Here is an 18,282-nt window from a genome sequence, read left to right on the forward strand (position 1 = left end):
TCCTGCGTGCCATCTGCCCGCGGTGGTGGGCCGCACGCCTCTCGATGGTCTGAAAAAGATGCTGGATAATAAAGCATGACCCGCTTGACGGCTAGCGCCGTCGGAGACCCTTGTAATGCCTGACCAAGATGTACGCTTGCAACACCTGAAAGTTTGGCTCGACGAACAGTTGGCGACCCTCTTTGCCGAGCAAGGCTGGGGCGCCGTGCCCCCGGCCACGTTGACCGCGGCCAGTAGCGACGCGAGTTTCCGGCGCTATTTCCGCTGGGAAGGCGAGGGCAAAAGTTTCATCGTGATGGACGCTCCACCGCCCCAGGAAAACTGCAAACCCTTTGTGGACATGGCTTTTTTGCTGGCGAAATCCGGAATAAATGTGCCGAAAATTTATGCCGAAGACCTCGATCGCGGATTTCTTTTGCTCAATGACCTGGGCAGCAAGACGTATCTGGACGTGATCGACAGCGAAAATGCCGACGATTTGTTCAAGGATGCCCTGCAGGCGCTGTTGGCTTTTCAGCAATTGCCGATGGTGGCGCCGTTGCCAAGTTACGACGTGGCATTGCTGCGTCGCGAGCTGGAATTGTTCCCTGAGTGGTACGTCAAGCATGAACTGGGCATCGAGTTTGACGCTGCCCAGCAAATGCTCTGGCAACAGGCCAGCGATCTGTTGATCGACAGCGCCCTGGCCCAGCCGACCGTGTTGGTGCACCGCGACTACATGCCGCGCAACCTGATGCTCAGCGAGCCGAATCCTGGCGTGCTGGATTTCCAGGACGCGGTCTATGGCCCGGTGACTTACGACGTGACCTGCCTGTTCAAGGACGCATTCCTCAGTTGGCCCGAAGAACGCGTGCTCGCCTGGCTGCAGGATTACTGGCAGCAGGCCGGCGCGCTGGGCATTCCGGTGCAGCCTGACTTCGAAGAGTTCCACCGTGCCAGCGACCTGATGGGCGTGCAGCGTCACTTGAAAGTGATCGGCATCTTCGCCCGTATCTGCCACCGCGACGGCAAGCCGCGCTACCTCGCCGATGTGCCGCGTTTCTTTACTTATATAGACGCAGTGATCGCCCGTCGTCCCGAACTGGCGGAGCTGGATGTGTTGCTGGCCAGTTTGCGTGCTGGAGGTCCGGCATGAAGGCAATGATTCTCGCGGCGGGCAAAGGCGAGCGCATGCGTCCGCTGACCCTGACCACCCCCAAGCCGCTGGTGCGTGCCGGCGGTGTGCCGTTGATCGAGTATCACCTGCGCGCGCTGGCGGCGGCCGGGTTTACCGAGATCGTGATCAACCACGCCTGGCTTGGCCAGCAGATCGAAGACTACTTGGGTGATGGTTCGCGTTACGGCCTCAGTATTCAGTATTCGCCGGAAGGTGAACCACTGGAGACCGGTGGCGGGATTTTCCGTGCCTTGCCGTTGCTGGGTGACGAAGCGTTTGTGGTGGTCAACGGTGATATCTGGACCGATTACGACTTCCGCGCGCTGCGCCAACCCATTGCCGGGTTGGCTCACCTGGTGCTGGCGGACAACCCGGCTCATCACCCGACCGGCGATTTCGTTCTGGTGGATGGCCAGGTACGCGACGGGCAAGCGGATGCCGAGACACTGACCTACAGCGGCATCGCGGTGCTGCACCCGAAGCTGTTCGAAGGCTGCTCGGCCGGGGCGTTCAAGCTCGCGCCGCTGTTTCGCCAGGCCATGGCCGCAGGGCAAGTGACCGGCGAACACCTGGCTGGGCATTGGGTGGATGTCGGCACGTACGAACGTCTGGCCGAAGCCGAAACCCTGATAGAAGCGAGACGCTGACATGTTGTGGCCAGGGACTCTGATCGGAGCCGGAGCGGGCTTTGCCATAGCCAGCATTCCGGGGGCCATGCTCGGCGCCTTGTTGGGGCAGGCGCTGGACCGGCGCCTGCACTTGCAGAGCTGGGCGCATTTGCGGGAAAAACTCGGCGGCCGACCGGCGCTGCGTAATGATGAACTGTTGTTCGTGTTGCTGGGCCGGTTGGCCAAGTGCGACGGGCGCGTGGTGGATGGCCATATCCAGCAGGCGCGTCAGGAGATGCGTTCGCTGGACATGACCGAATCGGCGCAACGGCGCGCGATTGCCGCGTTCAATCGAGGCAAAACCGGGCATGACCGGTTGCGTGGCTATCTGCGGCGCTTGAGTGTCCAGCCCCATGCGGCCGAAGGCGTGCTGCGCGCCTGTTGGCGGATGGTCTGGGCCGATGGTCGCGCGGGCAGCAGTGAACGTGAATTGCTGGCGCAATGGGGCAAATGGTTGGGCTGGACGTCGCAGCAGGTGTTGGCGCTGGCGCACGACTATGAACCGCATAAACGCCCTCAAGTGAGCAGCGCCGTGACTTATCAGGACGCCATGCGGCTATTGGGGGTGTCGGCGACCAGCGAGCCGGCGCAGATCAAGCGGGCTTATCGGCGTCTGCTCAGTCGTCATCATCCGGACAAGATTGCCGGTTCGGGGGCGACGGCGTTGCAGGTGCGCGAGGCGACGGACAAGACGCGCGAATTGCATAACGCCTATACGTTGATCAAGGCGCGGCGGGATTTTCGTTAGCAGCATCTAGTTTGTGTTGTTAGTGAAGCCGCCTTCGCGGGCAAGCCTCGCTCCTACAGGGTTTGGTCGCTCCCATTTTCGGTGAGCGACACAAACCCTGTAGGAGCGAGGCTTGCCCGCGAATGGACGCGATGCGGTCTACTGCTCCGCCACAGGCTGCGGATTCAACCACCCGCGCACCCGGCGAAACAACTGCTCTTGCTCAGCCTTGGTATTGCCCGGCAATGCCTTGAGCGACACCTGGCTGAACGCAGACGTTTTCAGGCGTTTGCTGGCTTGCAAGCGCGCAAGTGCGGCATTGCGATCCAGTGGTTTGTCCATATAGAAGAGATCGGCAGTCGGCAGCTTGAGGGTTGGCGTCAGCTCTACCAGCTCCGGTTTACCCGCCGGCGGCGTCTGCGCCGCGACCATCACGAATTTCTCCACTTGCGAAGGCTGCTTCTCGCTGAGGTAGCGTGCGGCCCAGTAAGCGCCGGTGCCATGACCCAGCACGACGATGCGGCGCGCACTTTGCTGCTCGGCATAGGCGATGGCCGCGTCGATGCGCGCAAAGATTCGCTCGGCATCAGCCTTGGACTGTTCTTCGGTGGTTTCCACGACCGCTTTATCGGCGACGTCCGCTTCACCGCTGGCCGCTTGCTCGATGGGCGTCGCGGTGGTCGAGTCTTTGCTGCCAGTCTCAGGGGCTTTGATCGTCGGCGGTACTTCGGCGACGCGTGGCGCAATGGCATCGCTTTGCAGGTCCGGCAAGGTGATACTCAGGCTGCTCCACTCGGCGTCCGGCAATTTGTTGCGCAAAGGGCTGATTGCTTGCGGCCAGTCAACGGTCTCGCCGGCGCCGGGGATGATAATCACCGCGCCCTTGGGTTCGGCGGTGTTGGCCGGCTTCCACAGGGCGAGAAATGTGTCGGCGCCAGCCTGGAGCTGTTGCTGTTCCTGGGCGGGGATTTGTCGCTCAAGTGCGGTCGCTTCTTCCTGACTACGCTCAAGCAGCGGCTGGCGTTCGACCGGTTTTGCTTCGGCAGGTTTTTCCGTGGCAGGAGCAGGGTCGGCGGCTTCGACGGAAAAGGCGCAAGGCAGGATCAGCGACAGGCACAATGCTGGCAGTGCCAGGCGGTAGACAGGGGGCATCGGATATTCCAGGCCAGAAGTTATTCCGGCAGCCTAATGGGTTGGTCAGTATTTGTCAGTGTGTGGGACTTCAATGATGCGTTTTCGCTGCCTGTGGGTTATCGGCTGTTTGTGGTTTCCCTTGATGAGTTGGGCGGCGCCCGCGCCACCGGCGCACGTTGCGCAATTGTCGACGGCCCAGCAGCAATGGCTGGCACAGCATGGCGAATTGCGCGTTGGTCTGGTGTTGCAGGCGCCGTATGCGCAATACGATCGCCGCTTGCAGCGCTTGTCCGGGGTCAACGTCGAGCTGATGAAGTGGCTGGCCACGTCGCTCAAGGTCGAGCTGAGCTGGCGCAATTTCCCCGACGTCGAACAGCTGGAACAAGCCGTACGCGAGGGCGAAGTCGATATCGCCCCGGGGCTGACCCAAACTCCCGGCGGGCTGCGGCTCTGGCAGTTTTCCGACCCGTACATGCGCGTGCCGCAACTGGTGGTCAGCGACCAGAAGGGCGCCGGCGTCGTAGAGCTGGAAAAACTCGACAGCCAGACCCGCGTCGCCGTGCGCATGCCCAGCGTCACCGCCGATTACCTGCGCAGCAATTTTCCCCATCTGAACCTGCAAGGCGTGCCGATCGAGCGTCAGGCGTTGCAGTTGCTGTTGAGCCAGCAGGCCGGGTACGCCGTGGTCGATGAGGCGCAACTGGGACGTTTGTCCGCCGAGCCTGAATTTGCCGGATTGGTCGTGGTGGGCGACATCGGCTTGCCGCAGTTGCTGCGCGTGGCCACGCGCCGGGACTGGCCGGAGCTGGCGGGTATCGTCGAAAGCGCGTTGCGGGCGATCCCGGCCAAGGATCTGGAGCAACTGCACAACCAATGGCTGCAACCCAAATACCCGCGATTGTCCGAGTCCCCGGGATTCTGGCAAAACCTTTGCCTGCTGTTGGCGATGTTGCTGCTGAGCAGCATCGCCATCGTGCTCTGGCAGCGACGCCAGCAACACAGCCTGGAGCAACGGCTGCTGGCGGCGCGGCAAGACATCGCCCTGCGCCAGGCCAGTGAAGAAGCCCTGCGCCTGACCCAGTTTTCCATCGATCAAAGCACCGTCGGCATCCTGTGGGTCAATTGGGACAGCCACGTGCGTTACGCCAACCGTGCCGCCGAAACCATGCTCGGTTATCCGTCCGGCGGGATCATCGACCGTCCGTTGATCGACTTCGAACCCGGTCTGCACATGGACCGCTGGCTCAACCTGTGGAAACGCGCCCGGGCCAGTGAAGAAGGGCCGCAAAGCTTCGAAACCAATTGCGTTCGCGCCGACGGCAGCGTCCTGCCCGCGGATGTTTCGTTGAGCTTCCTGCGTTTTCGCGACGGCGAATACCTGGTCGTGTACCTGAATGACGTCACCGAACGCCGCCGTGCCCTGGCTGCGTTGCAGGAAAGCGAGGCGCGGTTGCAAGGGATCGCCGCCAACGTGCCCGGATTGGTCTTTCGCCTGGAACGGGCGCCGGTGACCGGGCAAATTGACTTTGCCTACATCAGTGAAGGCAGCGAGAGCCTGGTCGGCTACTCGCCGGCGACGTTGGCCCATCGAGATAAAGGTCTGCGCAGCCTGGTGCACCCGGACGACAAGGCCAGTTATCACCGGACCCAGGATCATGCGCTGGACACTGACAGTGACTGGTCATGGCAGGGACGAATCCTGACCCGTTCGGGCGAGCAGCGCTGGGCCGAGATCAAGGCCATCACCCGGCGCCTGGAGGATGGCGCCTATGTCTGGGACGGGATTGTCTGGGACATCAGCGAAAGCAAGCGCATCGAACTGGAACTGGCCAGTTCCCGGGAGCAACTGCGCGAATTGTCGGCACACCTGGAAAGCGTGCGGGAAGAGGAAAAGGCCCGTATCGCCCGGGAAGTACACGATGAGTTGGGGCAGATGCTGACCGTGTTGAAACTGGAAACCTCCATGTGCGAACTGGCCTACGCCCAGCTTGATCCCGGCTTGCAGGAAAGGCTGAACAGCATGAAGCGCTTGATCGCTCAACTGTTCCAACTGGTGCGGGATGTGGCTACGGCGCTGCGGCCACCGATTCTCGATGCCGGGATCGCTTCGGCCATCGAGTGGCAGGCCCGCCGTTTCGAGGCGCGTACACAGATTCCGTGCCTGGTGCAGGTGCCGGAGAATCTGCCGGTGCTCAGCGATGCCAAGGCGATTGGCTTGTTCCGCATTCTTCAGGAAGCGCTGACCAATGTCATGCGCCATGCCCAGGCGCATACTGTCGAACTGACACTGGCGCTGGAAGGCGACGAGTTGTGCCTGACCGTCAGCGATGATGGCGTAGGATTTGTTCCCACCACTGGCCGGCCGACATCCTTTGGCGTCGTCGGAATGCGCGAACGGGTGCTGATCATGGGTGGGCAGTTATTGCTTGAAAGTGAGCCGGGTGAAGGCACGACCCTGAGTGTGCGAGTGCCGCTGGATGAGGAGAAGTAAGTGATCCGTGTACTGGTAGCCGAAGACCACACCATCGTCCGCGAAGGCATCAAGCAATTGATCGGCCTGGCCAAGGACTTGCTGGTGGTGGGGGAGGCGAGCAATGGCGAGCAGTTGCTCGAAACCCTGCGTCACGTGCCCTGCGAAGTGGTGTTGCTGGACATCTCCATGCCCGGGGTCAATGGCTTGGAAGCGATTCCACGGATCCGCGCTCTGAACAACCCGCCGGCGATCCTGGTGCTGTCGATGCACGACGAGGCGCAAATGGCCGCCCGGGCGTTGAAGATCGGTGCTGCGGGCTATGCGACCAAGGACAGCGATCCGGCGTTGTTGCTGACGGCGATCCGCAAAGTCGCGGCGGGCGGGCGCTACATCGACCCGGACCTGGCCGACCGCATGGTCTTCGAAGTCGGCCTGACCGATTCACGGCCGTTGCACTCCTTATTGTCGGAGCGTGAATTCTCGGTGTTCGAGCGCCTGGCCCGGGGCGCCAACGTCAACGACATCGCCCAGCAACTGGCCCTGAGCAGCAAAACCATCAGCACCCACAAGGCGCGGCTGATGCAAAAGCTCAACATCACGTCCCTGGCGGAACTGGTGAAGTACGCGATGGAACACAAACTTCTCTAATAAAGAACGCGATCCCCTGTAGGAGCGAGGCTTGCCCGCGAAGGCGTCCTCACAGGCGCTAAAAGCTTCGCGGGCAAGCCTCGCTCCTACAGGGATTGTGTCGGCATATCTATTTGCGACATGCCTGCAAAAGCGCTTTTGCTTGTCCTTGCGGCTTATCGCTGACTGCTCACCGCTGCGTTTGCCCAAACGCGCCATCCTTGTAGGGCAATCCCTACCCCCAACCTTCCACCCGGCTGAGGCGATTCTCTCCTGCGCCCCGATTTGCGTGGTCCCCAGCGTCCACTAGGCTTAGCCCACAAGCAGTCATCAACAACAAAGGTGTGGGTATGAGCCAGGTCGATTCAAGTGCAGGGGCCAATGACATTCTGGTCAGCTTTCGTGGAGTGCAAAAAAGCTACGACGGCGAGAACCTGATCGTCAAAGACCTCAACCTGGACATTCGCAAAGGCGAATTCCTCACCTTGCTCGGGCCGTCCGGCTCCGGCAAGACCACCAGCCTGATGATGCTCGCCGGTTTCGAAACCCCGACCGCCGGCGAAATCCTGCTGGCCGGGCGCTCCATCAACAACGTGCCGCCGCACAAGCGCGACATCGGCATGGTGTTCCAGAACTACGCGCTGTTCCCGCACATGACCGTGTCCGAGAACCTGGCCTTCCCGCTGACCGTGCGCGGCTTGAACAAGAGCGACGTCAGCGACAAGGTCAAGAAAGTCCTGAGCATGGTCCAGCTCGATGCGTTCGCCCAGCGCTACCCGGCGCAACTGTCCGGTGGTCAGCAACAGCGTGTGGCGCTGGCCCGTGCGTTGGTGTTCGAACCGCAACTGGTGTTGATGGACGAACCTCTCGGCGCGCTGGATAAACAACTGCGCGAACACATGCAGATGGAAATCAAACACCTGCACCAGCGCCTCGGTGTGACCGTGGTCTACGTGACCCACGACCAGGGTGAAGCCCTGACCATGTCCGACCGCGTGGCGGTGTTCCACCAGGGCGAAATCCAGCAAATCGCCCCGCCGCGCACCCTCTACGAGGAACCGAAAAATACCTTCGTCGCCAACTTCATCGGCGAGAACAACCGCCTCAACGGCCGCTTGCACAGCCACACCGGCGACCGCTGCATTGTCGAGCTGGGGCGCGGTGAAAAGGTTGAAGCCCTGGCGGTCAACGTCGGCCAGACCGGCGAACCCGTCACGCTGTCGATTCGCCCGGAACGCGTGAGCCTCAATGGTTCGAGCGAATCCTGCGTCAACCGCTTCTCAGGGCGGGTGGCGGAATTCATCTATCTGGGCGACCACGTCCGGGTGCGCCTGGAAGTCTGCGGCAAGACCGATTTCTTCGTGAAACAACCGATTGCCGAGCTCGATCCCGAACTGGCGGTTGGCGACGTGGTACCACTTGGCTGGCAGGTTGAGCACGTTCGCGCGCTCGATCCACTTCTAGAGGCGCATTGATCGCCCCCCGCAATACCAACACCAACCCTGCACGTGGAGAGAACAATAAATGTTGAGATCCCTGAAATTCACCGCTTTGGTCATGGGCATGATCGGTGCGGCACACGCGATGGCGGCGGGCCCGGACCTGACCGTGGTGTCCTTCGGCGGGGCGAACAAGGCCGCTCAGACCAAGGCTTTCTACGCACCGTGGGAAGCGGCGGGCAACGGCAAGATCGTCGCCGGCGAATACAACGGCGAGATGGCCAAGGTCAAAGCCATGGTCGATACCAAGAGCGTGTCCTGGGACCTGGTAGAAGTTGAATCGCCAGAATTGTCCCGTGGTTGCGACGAAGACATGTTCGAGCAGCTCGATCCGAAGCTGTTCGGCAAGTCCGAAGACTACGTCAAAGGCGCGATCCAGCCATGCGGCGTGGGCTTCTTCGTGTGGTCGACGGTGTTGGCCTACAACGCCGACAAACTGGCCTCCGCACCGACTAGCTGGGTCGATTTCTGGGACACCAAGAAATTCCCCGGCAAGCGTGGCCTGCGTAAAGGCGCCAAGTACACCCTGGAATTCGCTCTGATGGCCGACGGCGTTGCGCCGAAAGACGTCTACAAAGTGCTGGCCGGCAAGGATGGCCAGGACCGCGCGTTCAAGAAACTTGATGAGCTGAAACCAAGCATTCAGTGGTGGGAAGCCGGCGCACAGCCGCCGCAATACCTCGCCTCCGGTGACGTGGTCATGAGCTCGGCCTACAACGGCCGGATCGCTGCGGTACAGAAAGAAAGCAACCTGAAAGTGGTGTGGAACGGCGGGATCTACGACTTCGACGCGTGGGCGATTCCAAAAGGCCTGGATAAAACCCGTGCCGAAGCAGCGAAGAAATTCATCGCTTACTCGGTCATGCCGCAGCAGCAGAAGACCTACTCGGAAAACATCGCCTACGGTCCGGCCAACACCCAAGCCGTACCGTTGCTGGCCAAGGATGTGTTGAAAGACATGCCGACCACCCCGGAAAACATCGCCAATCAGGTGCAGATCGACGTCAGCTTCTGGGCTGACAACGGCGAGCAACTGGAGCAGCGCTTCAATTCCTGGGCTGCGAAGTAACCACAACCCTGTGGGCTAATGATCGTTCCCACGCTCTGCGTGGGAACGCATCCTGTGACGCTCTGCGTCACAGGGACGCGGAGCGTCACGGGCGGCATTCCCACGCAGAGCGTGGGAACGATCAGTATGTAGTTATCAAGATCAGAGGTTGCCTGTCTTCCTCTGTAACGATCAAAGATTTCCGGAGTACGCCATGGCTATCGCCGTTCCCCTGAACGCGGGCACTGACCCCACCTTGAAGCAGCGGCTCAGGCACGCCGAGCGAATCAATCGCTGGAAGGCCCAGGCCTTGATTGCACCGCTGGTGCTGTTTCTGTTGCTGGTGTTCCTGGTGCCGATTGTGGCGCTGCTCTACAAAAGTGTCGGTAACCCGGAAGTGGTCGGCGGCATGCCGCGCACCGTGACGGCTATCGCCAGTTGGGATGGTCGCGGCCTGCCCGCTGAACCGGTTTACAAAGCCGCCAGCGAAGACCTCGCTGAAGCGCGCAAAAACCAGACCTTGGGCGACTTGTCCAAGCGCTTGAACATGGAGTTGGCCGGCTATCGCAGCCTGCTGACCAAAACCGCCCGCGCCTTGCCGTTCGCCACTGAACCGGCCTCTTATAAAGAAGCGCTGGAAGCGCTCGACGAACGCTGGGGCGATCCGGCCTATTGGCAGGCCGTGCGGCGCAACACCAGCAGCATCACGCCGTATTACTTGCTGGCGGCGGTCGATCACCGGATCGACGACCTCGGCGAAGTGGCCCCGGCCACCCCCGATCAAGCGATCTACCTCGATATCTTTGCCCGCACGTTCTGGATGGGCCTGATCATCACCCTGATTTGCCTGGTGCTGGCGTACCCATTGGCGTATCTGCTGGCGAACCTGCCATCACGGCAAAGCAACCTGTTGATGATTCTGGTGCTGCTACCGTTCTGGACCTCAATCCTGGTGCGCGTCGCCGCGTGGATCGTGTTGCTGCAATCCGGCGGGCTGATCAACAGCGGCCTGATGGCCATGGGCATCATCGATAAGCCGCTGGAATTGGTGTTCAACCGCACCGGGGTCTATATCTCGATGGTGCACATCCTGCTGCCATTCATGATTTTGCCGATCTACAGCGTGATGAAAGGCATCTCACCGACCTACATGCGTGCCGCGATTTCCCTCGGTTGCCACCCGTTCGCCAGTTTCTGGCGGGTGTACTTCCCGCAGACCTATGCCGGTGTCGGCGCCGGTTGCCTGTTGGTGTTCATTCTTGCCATCGGCTACTACATCACTCCGGCGTTGCTGGGCAGCCCGAACGATCAGATGGTCAGCTACTTCGTCGCCTTCTACACCAACACCAGCATCAACTGGGGCATGGCGACCGCACTCGGTGGGTTGCTGCTGTTGGCGACCGTGGTGCTTTATCTGATTTACAGCTGGCTGGTGGGCGCCAGTCGCCTGCGCCTGAGCTAAGGGGAGAATGAAATGCTGAGTCCTTATATGTCGCCCATCGAGCGGGTGTGGTTCTACAGTTTGCGGATTCTCTGCGGGTTGGTGCTGTTGTTCCTGATTCTGCCGGTGCTGGTGATCATTCCGTTGTCGTTCAACTCCGGGAGTTTCCTGGTGTACCCGCTGCAAGGTTTCTCGCTGCACTGGTATCAGGACTTCTTTGCCTCGGCGGAATGGATGCGCTCGTTGAAGAACAGCATCATCGTTGCCCCGGCGGCCACGGTTCTGGCGATGATCTTCGGCACGCTGGCGGCGATTGGCCTGACCCGTGGTGACTTCCCGGGCAAGGCGCTGGTGATGGCGCTGGTGATTTCGCCGATGGTGGTGCCGGTGGTGATCATTGGTGTGGCGAGTTATCTGTTCTTCGCGCCGTTGGGCCTGGGCAACAGCTTCTTCTCGTTGATCGTGGTGCATGCAGTGTTGGGTGTGCCGTTTGTGATCATCACGGTGTCAGCCACGTTGCAGGGGTTTAACCACAATCTGGTGCGGGCGGCTGCCAGCCTCGGTGCTTCGCCGTTGACCGCGTTCCGTCGGGTGACCTTGCCGTTGATCGCACCGGGTGTGATCTCGGGTGCGCTGTTTGCCTTCGCCACTTCGTTCGATGAAGTGGTGGTGACGCTGTTCCTCGCCGGCCCTGAGCAAGCGACCCTGCCACGGCAGATGTTCAGCGGCATCCGCGAAAACCTCAGCCCGACGATTGCCGCCGCCGCGACGTTGCTGATTGCGTTCTCGGTGATCCTGCTGCTGACCCTGGAATGGTTGCGTGGGCGTAGCGAGAAACTGCGTACCGCGCAGGTCTGACCTGCACCGCTGATCGTTCCCATGCTCTGCGTGGGAATGCCTCACCGGACGCTCCGCGTCCGCTCTTGGGACGCAGAGCGTCCCTGGCTGCATTCCCACGCGGAGCGTGGGAACGATCATCTCCGGGTATTCACTGCCTGAATAACAGACAAACCCCAATCCCCAGCTACTATTGTGCCCAGCTCCCCTAACGATAAGAGGCTGCGCACATGAGTCTTTCCTCTTTCAAAATTGCCCACAAACTGATCACCGGCGCCGGTGCCATCGAGCAACTGGCCGCCGAGCTGACCCGCCTGGATGTCGATAACCCGCTAATCGTCACCGATGCCGCCCTGGTCAAGTCCGGCACGGTCGAGCTGGCGCTGGCGCATCTGGGCGATCGCACCTATGAGGTTTTCGATCGGGTCCTGCCCGACCCGGAAATCGCCATCGTCGAAGACTGCATGCGCGTCTACCGCGAAGGCGGGCATGACGGGTTGATCGGCCTCGGCGGCGGCAGCGCCATCGATATCGCCAAAAGCGTGGCCGCTTATGCCGGTTATCACGGCGCACTGGAAGATTTGTTCGGCGTCGATCAGGTACCGCGCAAAGGCCCGCCGCTGATCGCCATCCCGACCACCGCCGGCACCGGTTCGGAAGTCACCAACGTGGCCATCCTCTCGGACAAGGTCGCGCAGTTGAAGAAAGGCATCGTCAGCGACTATCTATTGCCGGACGTGGCACTGGTCAGCCCGCAAATGACCCTGACCTGCCCGCGCAGTGTCACCGCCGCCAGTGGCGTCGATGCGCTGGTGCATGCGGTCGAGTCCTACCTGTCGCTGAACGCCTCGGCGATCACCGATGCCCTGGCGATTGGCGCGATCAAGCTGATTACCCAGGCACTGCCCAAGGCCTACGCCAACCCCTCCAACCTGCAAGCCCGCGAAGACATGGCCACCGCCAGCCTGATGGCCGGCATGGCGTTCGGCAATGCCGGGGTCGGCGCGGTGCATGCGCTGGCGTATCCGCTGGGCGGGCGCTACAACATTGCCCATGGCGTCAGTAACGCGTTGCTGCTGCCGTATGTGATGACCTGGAACAAGCTGGCCTGCGTCGAGCGCATGCAGGATATTGCCGAGGCCATGGGCGTGAAGACCGCGCACCTGAGCGCCACCGATGCGGCGGACAAAGCCGTGGAGGCGATGACCGCGTTGTGCCTGGCGGTGGAGATTCCCCTCGGCCTGCGCAGCTTCGGCGTGCCCGAGGATGCGATCCCGGCCATGGCCGTGGAAGCGGCGGGGATCGAGCGCCTGATGCGCAACAATCCGCGCAAGTTGAGCGCCGTCGATATCGAGAAGATCTACCGGGCGGCGTACTAGAGCCTCGCGGCCGATTATCGATTGAAGGCAGGCCCAATCATCGCGGTCACAGTGCGCGCGTCAAAGCATGAGGTATACAATGCGCGCCATCGTGATTCTGCTCAAAAAAGGTGCGTCATGCAGCCCTTCGTAATTGCTCCGTCGATTCTCTCCGCTGACTTCGCCCGCCTGGGCGAAGAAGTGGACAACGTCCTGGCCGCTGGCGCCGACTTCGTGCACTTCGATGTCATGGACAATCACTACGTGCCCAACCTGACCATCGGCCCGATGGTCTGCGCGGCATTGCGCAAGTACGGCGTGACCGCGCCGATCGACGCCCATTTGATGGTCAGCCCGGTGGATCGCATCGTCGGGGACTTCATCGAGGCTGGCGCGACCTACATCACCTTCCACCCGGAAGCCACACAACACGTCGACCGTTCCCTGCAACTGATCCGCGAGGGCGGTTGCAAGGCAGGCCTGGTGTTCAACCCGGCGACGCCGCTGAGCGTGCTCGAGTACGTGATGGACAAGGTCGACATGATCTTGCTGATGAGCGTCAACCCTGGCTTCGGTGGGCAGAAGTTCATTCCCGGCACCCTCGACAAACTGCGTCAGGCCCGTGCGCTGATCGATGCGTCCGGCCGTGACATTCGCCTGGAAATCGACGGCGGGGTCAACGTGAACAACATTCGTGAAATCGCCGCCGCCGGCGCCGACACCTTCGTGGCCGGCTCGGCGATCTTCAATGCGCCGAACTACCAGGAAGTGATCGAGAAGATGCGTTCCGAACTGGCGCTGGCTCGTCCATGAGTGGCTTTGAGCAGCTGTTCCCGGGGCGTCTGCCGCGGCTGGTGATGTTCGATCTGGATGGCACGCTGATCGATTCGGTCCCCGACCTCGCGGTTGCCGTGGATAACATGCTGCTCAAACTGGGCCGCGAACCGGCGGGCCTCGAGTCGGTGCGCAAGTGGGTTGGCAACGGCGCGCCGGTGCTGGTTCGCCGCGCGCTGGCCGGGGGCATCGAGCATTCGGCAGTCGATGATGGCGAGGCCGAAGGCGCGTTGGAGATATTCATGGAGGCTTATAGCGAAAGCCATGAGCTGACCGTGGTCTATCCCGGCGTACGCGACACCCTGAAGTGGCTGCACAAGCAGGGCGTCGAGATGGCGCTGATCACCAACAAGCCGGAGCGCTTTGTCGCGCCGCTGCTGGATCAGATGAAAATCGGCCGCTACTTCAAATGGATCATCGGCGGCGACACCCTGCCGCAGAAGAAACCCGATCCGGCCGCGCTGTTCTTCGTCATGAAAATGGCCAATATCCCGGCGTCGCAATCGTTGTTTGTCGGCGATTCGCGCAGTGATGTCTTGGCGGCGAAAGCGGCGGGGGTCAAGTGCGTAGCGCTGAGTTATGGCTACAACCATGGCCGGCCGATTGCCGAAGAGTCGCCGGCGCTGGTGATCGACGATCTGCGCAAGCTAATTCCCGGTTGCCTGGATCTGACGGCTGAGATAACGTTGCCCGACGCTGTTCAACCCCCTTCTGGAAACGCCATCGTGGTGGTCACTCGCAAACTCTGGATGAAAGTCATCAAGGCCCTGGCCCGCTGGCGTTGGCGCGCCTGACTTGTTCCTGGCCGGCCTGCCGGCGCGTTTGCATACCTGACTGTTAGACCCTCAAGCCACGAGGCTACCCCATGATCCGCGAAGAATTCCTGCGTTTGGCCGCTGCCGGCTATAACCGTATCCCGATGGCCTGCGAAACCCTGGCCGACTTCGACACGCCGCTGTCGATCTACCTGAAACTGGCCGACGAGCCGAATTCCTACTTGCTGGAATCGGTGCAGGGCGGGGAGAAGTGGGGCCGTTACTCGATCATCGGCCTGCCGTGCCGCACCGTATTGCGGGTTCACGATCACCACATCAGCGTGACCCACGACGGCGTCGAGATCGAAAGCCTTGAGGCCGAAGATCCATTGGCCTTCGTCGAAGAATTCAAAGCCCGCTACAACGTCCCGACCATCCCTGGCCTGCCGCGCTTCAATGGCGGCCTGGTGGGTTATTTCGGTTATGACTGCGTGCGTTATGTGGAGAAGCGTCTGGGCAAGTGCCCGAACCCGGACCCGCTGGGCGTGCCGGACATTCTGCTGATGGTGTCCGACGCGGTGGTGGTGTTCGACAACCTCGCCGGCAAGATGCACGCGATTGTCCTCGCTGATCCGGCGCAGGCCGATGCCTTCGAGCAAGGTCAGGCGCGCTTGGAAGAGCTGCTGGAGAAACTGCGCCAGCCGATCACTCCGCGTCGCGGCCTGGATTTCAGCAAACAGCAATCGGCTGATCCGGTATTCCGCTCCAGTTTCACCCAGGACGATTACGAAAAAGCCGTCGACACCATCAAGGAATACATCCTGGCCGGTGACTGCATGCAGGTCGTGCCGTCCCAGCGCATGTCGATCGACTTCAAGGCTGCGCCGATTGATCTGTACCGAGCGCTGCGCTGCTTCAACCCGACGCCTTACATGTACTTCTTCAACTTCGGCGACTTCCATGTTGTCGGCAGTTCGCCGGAAGTGCTGGTGCGGGTCGAAGACAATCTGATCACCGTGCGCCCGATTGCCGGCACCCGCCCACGCGGGGCCAACGAAGAAGCGGATCTGGCGCTCGAAAAAGACCTGCTGTCCGACGACAAGGAAATCGCCGAGCACTTGATGTTGATTGACCTTGGCCGTAACGACACCGGTCGGGTTTCGGAAATCGGCTCGGTGAAGCTCACCGAGAAGATGGTCATCGAGCGCTATTCCAACGTGATGCACATCGTCTCCAACGTCACCGGGCAATTGAAGGCCGGGCTGACGGCGATGGATGCATTGCGGGCGATTCTGCCGGCGGGCACCTTGTCCGGCGCACCGAAGATTCGCGCGATGGAAATCATCGACGAGCTGGAACCGGTCAAGCGTGGGGTCTACGGCGGGGCGGTCGGTTACTTCGCCTGGAACGGCAACATGGACACCGCAATTGCGATCCGCACCGCGGTGATCAAGGACGGCGAACTGCATGTGCAGGCCGGTGGCGGCATCGTCGCCGACTCGGTGCCGGCGCTGGAATGGGAAGAAACCTTGAACAAGCGCCGTGCGATGTTCCGCGCCGTGGCTCTGGCCGAGCAAACGCCGGACGTTTGAGCTCGCCACTATAAGTGTTCAGCATAAAAAAAACGCGGCGTCTGTGAGGGCGCCGCGTTTTTTATGCCTGCGATTTAGAAGTCCAAGCTGACGCCAACATTGACGCCCTGCTGGGTAAAGTCATCGTCCTTGCGAATGTCATAACTGGCCCGCAGCGCCAAATCCTTGGTGAGGTTATGGCTTATGCCCAGGTTCAAACGGTTCAGGTTGGTCTGCGGAGTGTAGCCGGCCAGGGTGTAGCGGTTGCCCGGCAGGCTGTTGAGGTTCATGGTCACGTCCTGGGTATCGTCGTTGTACTCACGCTCGTGAGCCAGTTCGCCGAACACCTGGGTCTGCGAAGTGATCTGGTATTTGCCCTGGAGGCCTATGCCAAGACGCCGGGAGATGCGCGACTGGTCATCGAACGTCAGCGCAGTAGAGTCGGCGCCATCTTCCGAGTAACCGTCGACCTCAACCTTGGCGAAATCAGCACTCACAAACGGCGACAGGTGCCACGGGCTGCTCGCCAGCGGCGCGATGTCGTAACCTACGCGGCCACTGAAGGCCACCAGGTAGCCGTCGGTATCGCCTTTCTCCCCGCGTTCGTTGACCCCCAACTGGAATTTGCGTTTGAGGCTGTCGTAGTCCAGATGCCCGGCCGTCACGGCCGCATCACCCCACCAGCGGTTCTGCTGATACTGGGCGAACGCTGTGCCCATGTAGGTGTTGAGCTTGTAGTCCGAATCGTTGTCGCCGGCTTCGAGTTTCTGATTGTAGAAACCAGCGGCCAGGCCCACGCGCCATGCGTCATTCAACCGGTAGCTGCCACCGATGTTCAGGTTGGCACCATTGCCGTCAGCACTGGCGCCACTGCGCTGGCTGTCGAAGTCCTGATGTTGGCCGCCAGCGGCGACAATCGCCCGCCATTGACCCACGCCTTGCCAGTTTTCCCAATCCGCCAGCCATTGGTTACGCAACTCATCCTGATGCGAGCGCAATGTGCCTTGGGCCATTTGCGGCAACAGGGTCGCTTCCCATGGCGCGGACAGCAGCGAGTAGGCGTAATCGGCAATCAGGCGCTGCCCGGCTTCGGTCGGGTGCACCGAGTCGTTGTAGATCAGCTTGGTCGGGTCCGGCGTTGCACTGTTGATCCCGTAGCGGGCGTTCTCGGTGCAACTGTTGCCGCTGAAGCAAGTGGCGCTCAGGTTCTGGTCGGTGGCCAGGCCGAACTGCCCGGGGTTGGCAAACGTCTCTTTGAGCAGGACCGGGATGTTCAGCGGGATGATGTTGGCATTGATGCTTTGCAGTTGGCTCACCAGTTCGGTGTTGAACTGGTTGCTCAGCTGGGAGGTGAACGCTTGTAGCGGCGAGCCATTGAACGCCGGGGTAAAGCCAATGTCCGGCAGCAGCCAGACCATGATGTAGCGGGCGCCGGCCTGTTGCAGGACTTGCGCGCTGCTGGCCAGGCGATCGGCGGCGGCGCTGGCCTGAGGCAGGCTGGTCACGCGACCTTGCAGGAAGTCGTTACCACCACCCGAGAGGTAATACAGCGCATTCGGGTCGGCGCGAAAGTTGTTCGACGGCAGATAACCCGCGCGCGTGCGTTCGCCGGTAGCGGAAGTGCTGGTGATCGAATCGAGAATCTGGTCGGTGCGATAGCCGCCGACTGCCCAGTTGTTGCCATCGGGCAGGCCTTCGTTGGCGCGGACCGCCGAGGATGAAGACGCCGTCTGATCCGCTGAGTACCCCAGCTTCCCGCCGAGAATTTGCGTGGCGTTGAGCGAGCGGTTTTCACCGCTGCCGTCGAGGTAGACCGGACCGGTACGGTTGGTGAAACGCTGGGTCGCCCCGGCAGGCCCGCCGGTGTCGGCAAACGTCCCGGCGTCGTTGAGGCTGTCGCCGAAGACCACGAAGCTCGAGTAAGGGTTGGGCGCCGCATTCGCCTGGGCGCAGGCCATGGCGAGCAGGCAACCGGCGAGCGGTACAAACAACGTCTGTTTGATCATGAGCAAGTCCGTTTATTTATTGTTGTAGTGAACGAAACGACAGTACCAAAAACTTCCGGCCTTTTGCCATCTGTCGCGAACCCTTCGATTGTTTCGCAACCCTTCGTGTGCGCCATATTGCACGCTCTGCCCAGCTAAGTTACTGTGC

General features: G+C 61.2%; 15 protein-coding genes. 13 read left to right on the forward strand and 2 right to left on the reverse strand.

What is annotated here, in order from left to right:
• Nucleotides 1–115 precede the first annotated feature (115 nt).
• The 3 genes from HKK52_RS23635 to HKK52_RS23645 are packed head-to-tail and all read left to right on the forward strand — an operon-like array spanning nt 116 to nt 2,572.
• Nucleotides 116–1,135, forward strand: a complete 1,020-nt coding sequence (locus HKK52_RS23635) for an aminoglycoside phosphotransferase family protein (RefSeq protein ID WP_169372813.1) — start codon at nt 116–118, stop codon at nt 1,133–1,135.
• Complete coding sequence (gene murU / locus HKK52_RS23640) at nt 1,132–1,803, forward strand: N-acetylmuramate alpha-1-phosphate uridylyltransferase MurU (RefSeq protein ID WP_169372814.1); 672 nt, start codon at nt 1,132–1,134, stop codon at nt 1,801–1,803. The genes HKK52_RS23635 and murU overlap by 4 nt, the downstream gene beginning before the upstream one ends.
• A 1-nt stretch (nt 1,804) precedes the next feature.
• On the forward strand, nt 1,805–2,572 hold the full coding sequence (locus HKK52_RS23645) for a TerB family tellurite resistance protein (protein ID WP_169372815.1): 768 nt from the start codon (nt 1,805–1,807) through the stop codon (nt 2,570–2,572).
• Nucleotides 2,573–2,710: 138 nt separating this feature from the next.
• Here HKK52_RS23645 and HKK52_RS23650 read toward each other — a convergent pair whose 3' ends face one another.
• Complete coding sequence (locus HKK52_RS23650) at nt 2,711–3,703, reverse strand: alpha/beta hydrolase family protein (RefSeq protein ID WP_169372816.1); 993 nt, start codon at nt 3,701–3,703, stop codon at nt 2,711–2,713.
• Between the two features lie 73 nt (nt 3,704–3,776).
• Between HKK52_RS23650 and HKK52_RS23655 the strand changes: the two genes are divergently transcribed.
• The 10 genes from HKK52_RS23655 (at nt 3,777) to trpE (ending at nt 16,149) form a co-directional block, all read left to right on the forward strand.
• Nucleotides 3,777–6,176 carry a PAS domain-containing sensor histidine kinase gene (locus HKK52_RS23655; protein ID WP_169372817.1) on the forward strand — a complete coding sequence of 800 codons (2,400 nt, stop codon included), beginning with the start codon at nt 3,777–3,779 and terminating at the stop codon, nt 6,174–6,176.
• Nucleotides 6,177–6,806, forward strand: coding sequence for a response regulator (locus tag HKK52_RS23660; RefSeq protein WP_169372818.1), 630 nt, complete (start codon nt 6,177–6,179; stop codon nt 6,804–6,806).
• A 329-nt stretch (nt 6,807–7,135) separates the two neighbouring features.
• Nucleotides 7,136–8,260, forward strand: a complete 1,125-nt coding sequence (locus HKK52_RS23665) for an ABC transporter ATP-binding protein (RefSeq protein WP_149659561.1) — start codon at nt 7,136–7,138, stop codon at nt 8,258–8,260.
• 49 nt (nt 8,261–8,309) lie between these two features.
• On the forward strand, nt 8,310–9,353 hold the full coding sequence (locus tag HKK52_RS23670; RefSeq protein ID WP_123513023.1) for an ABC transporter substrate-binding protein: 1,044 nt from the start codon (nt 8,310–8,312) through the stop codon (nt 9,351–9,353).
• 193 nt (nt 9,354–9,546) lie between these two features.
• On the forward strand, nt 9,547–10,794 hold the full coding sequence (locus HKK52_RS23675; RefSeq protein ID WP_169372819.1) for an ABC transporter permease: 1,248 nt from the start codon (nt 9,547–9,549) through the stop codon (nt 10,792–10,794).
• Nucleotides 10,795–10,806: 12 nt separating this feature from the next.
• Nucleotides 10,807–11,631: an ABC transporter permease gene (locus tag HKK52_RS23680; RefSeq protein WP_169372820.1), complete on the forward strand. Its 825-nt coding sequence runs from the start codon at nt 10,807–10,809 to the stop codon at nt 11,629–11,631.
• A 209-nt stretch (nt 11,632–11,840) separates the two neighbouring features.
• Nucleotides 11,841–12,989, forward strand: coding sequence for an iron-containing alcohol dehydrogenase (locus HKK52_RS23685; RefSeq protein WP_169372821.1), 1,149 nt, complete (start codon nt 11,841–11,843; stop codon nt 12,987–12,989).
• A gap of 117 nt (nt 12,990–13,106) precedes the next feature.
• Nucleotides 13,107–13,781, forward strand: coding sequence for a ribulose-phosphate 3-epimerase (gene rpe, locus HKK52_RS23690; protein ID WP_092277324.1), 675 nt, complete (start codon nt 13,107–13,109; stop codon nt 13,779–13,781).
• The gene (locus HKK52_RS23695) at nt 13,778–14,596 is read left to right on the forward strand and encodes a phosphoglycolate phosphatase (protein WP_169372822.1); all 819 of its coding nucleotides are present in this window, start codon (nt 13,778–13,780) and stop codon (nt 14,594–14,596) included. Before rpe ends, HKK52_RS23695 begins: the two co-directional genes overlap by 4 nt.
• Nucleotides 14,597–14,667: 71 nt before the next feature.
• Nucleotides 14,668–16,149 carry an anthranilate synthase component I gene (gene trpE / locus HKK52_RS23700; protein WP_169372823.1) on the forward strand — a complete coding sequence of 494 codons (1,482 nt, stop codon included), beginning with the start codon at nt 14,668–14,670 and terminating at the stop codon, nt 16,147–16,149.
• A gap of 74 nt (nt 16,150–16,223) precedes the next feature.
• Here the strand turns inward: trpE and estP are convergent, their stop codons facing one another.
• Complete coding sequence (estP, locus tag HKK52_RS23705) at nt 16,224–18,134, reverse strand: esterase EstP (RefSeq protein WP_169372824.1); 1,911 nt, start codon at nt 18,132–18,134, stop codon at nt 16,224–16,226.
• Nucleotides 18,135–18,282: the final 148 nt, after the last annotated feature.

The organism is Pseudomonas sp. ADAK2 (genome assembly GCF_012935755.1).
GTDB lineage: Bacteria > Pseudomonadota > Gammaproteobacteria > Pseudomonadales > Pseudomonadaceae > Aquipseudomonas.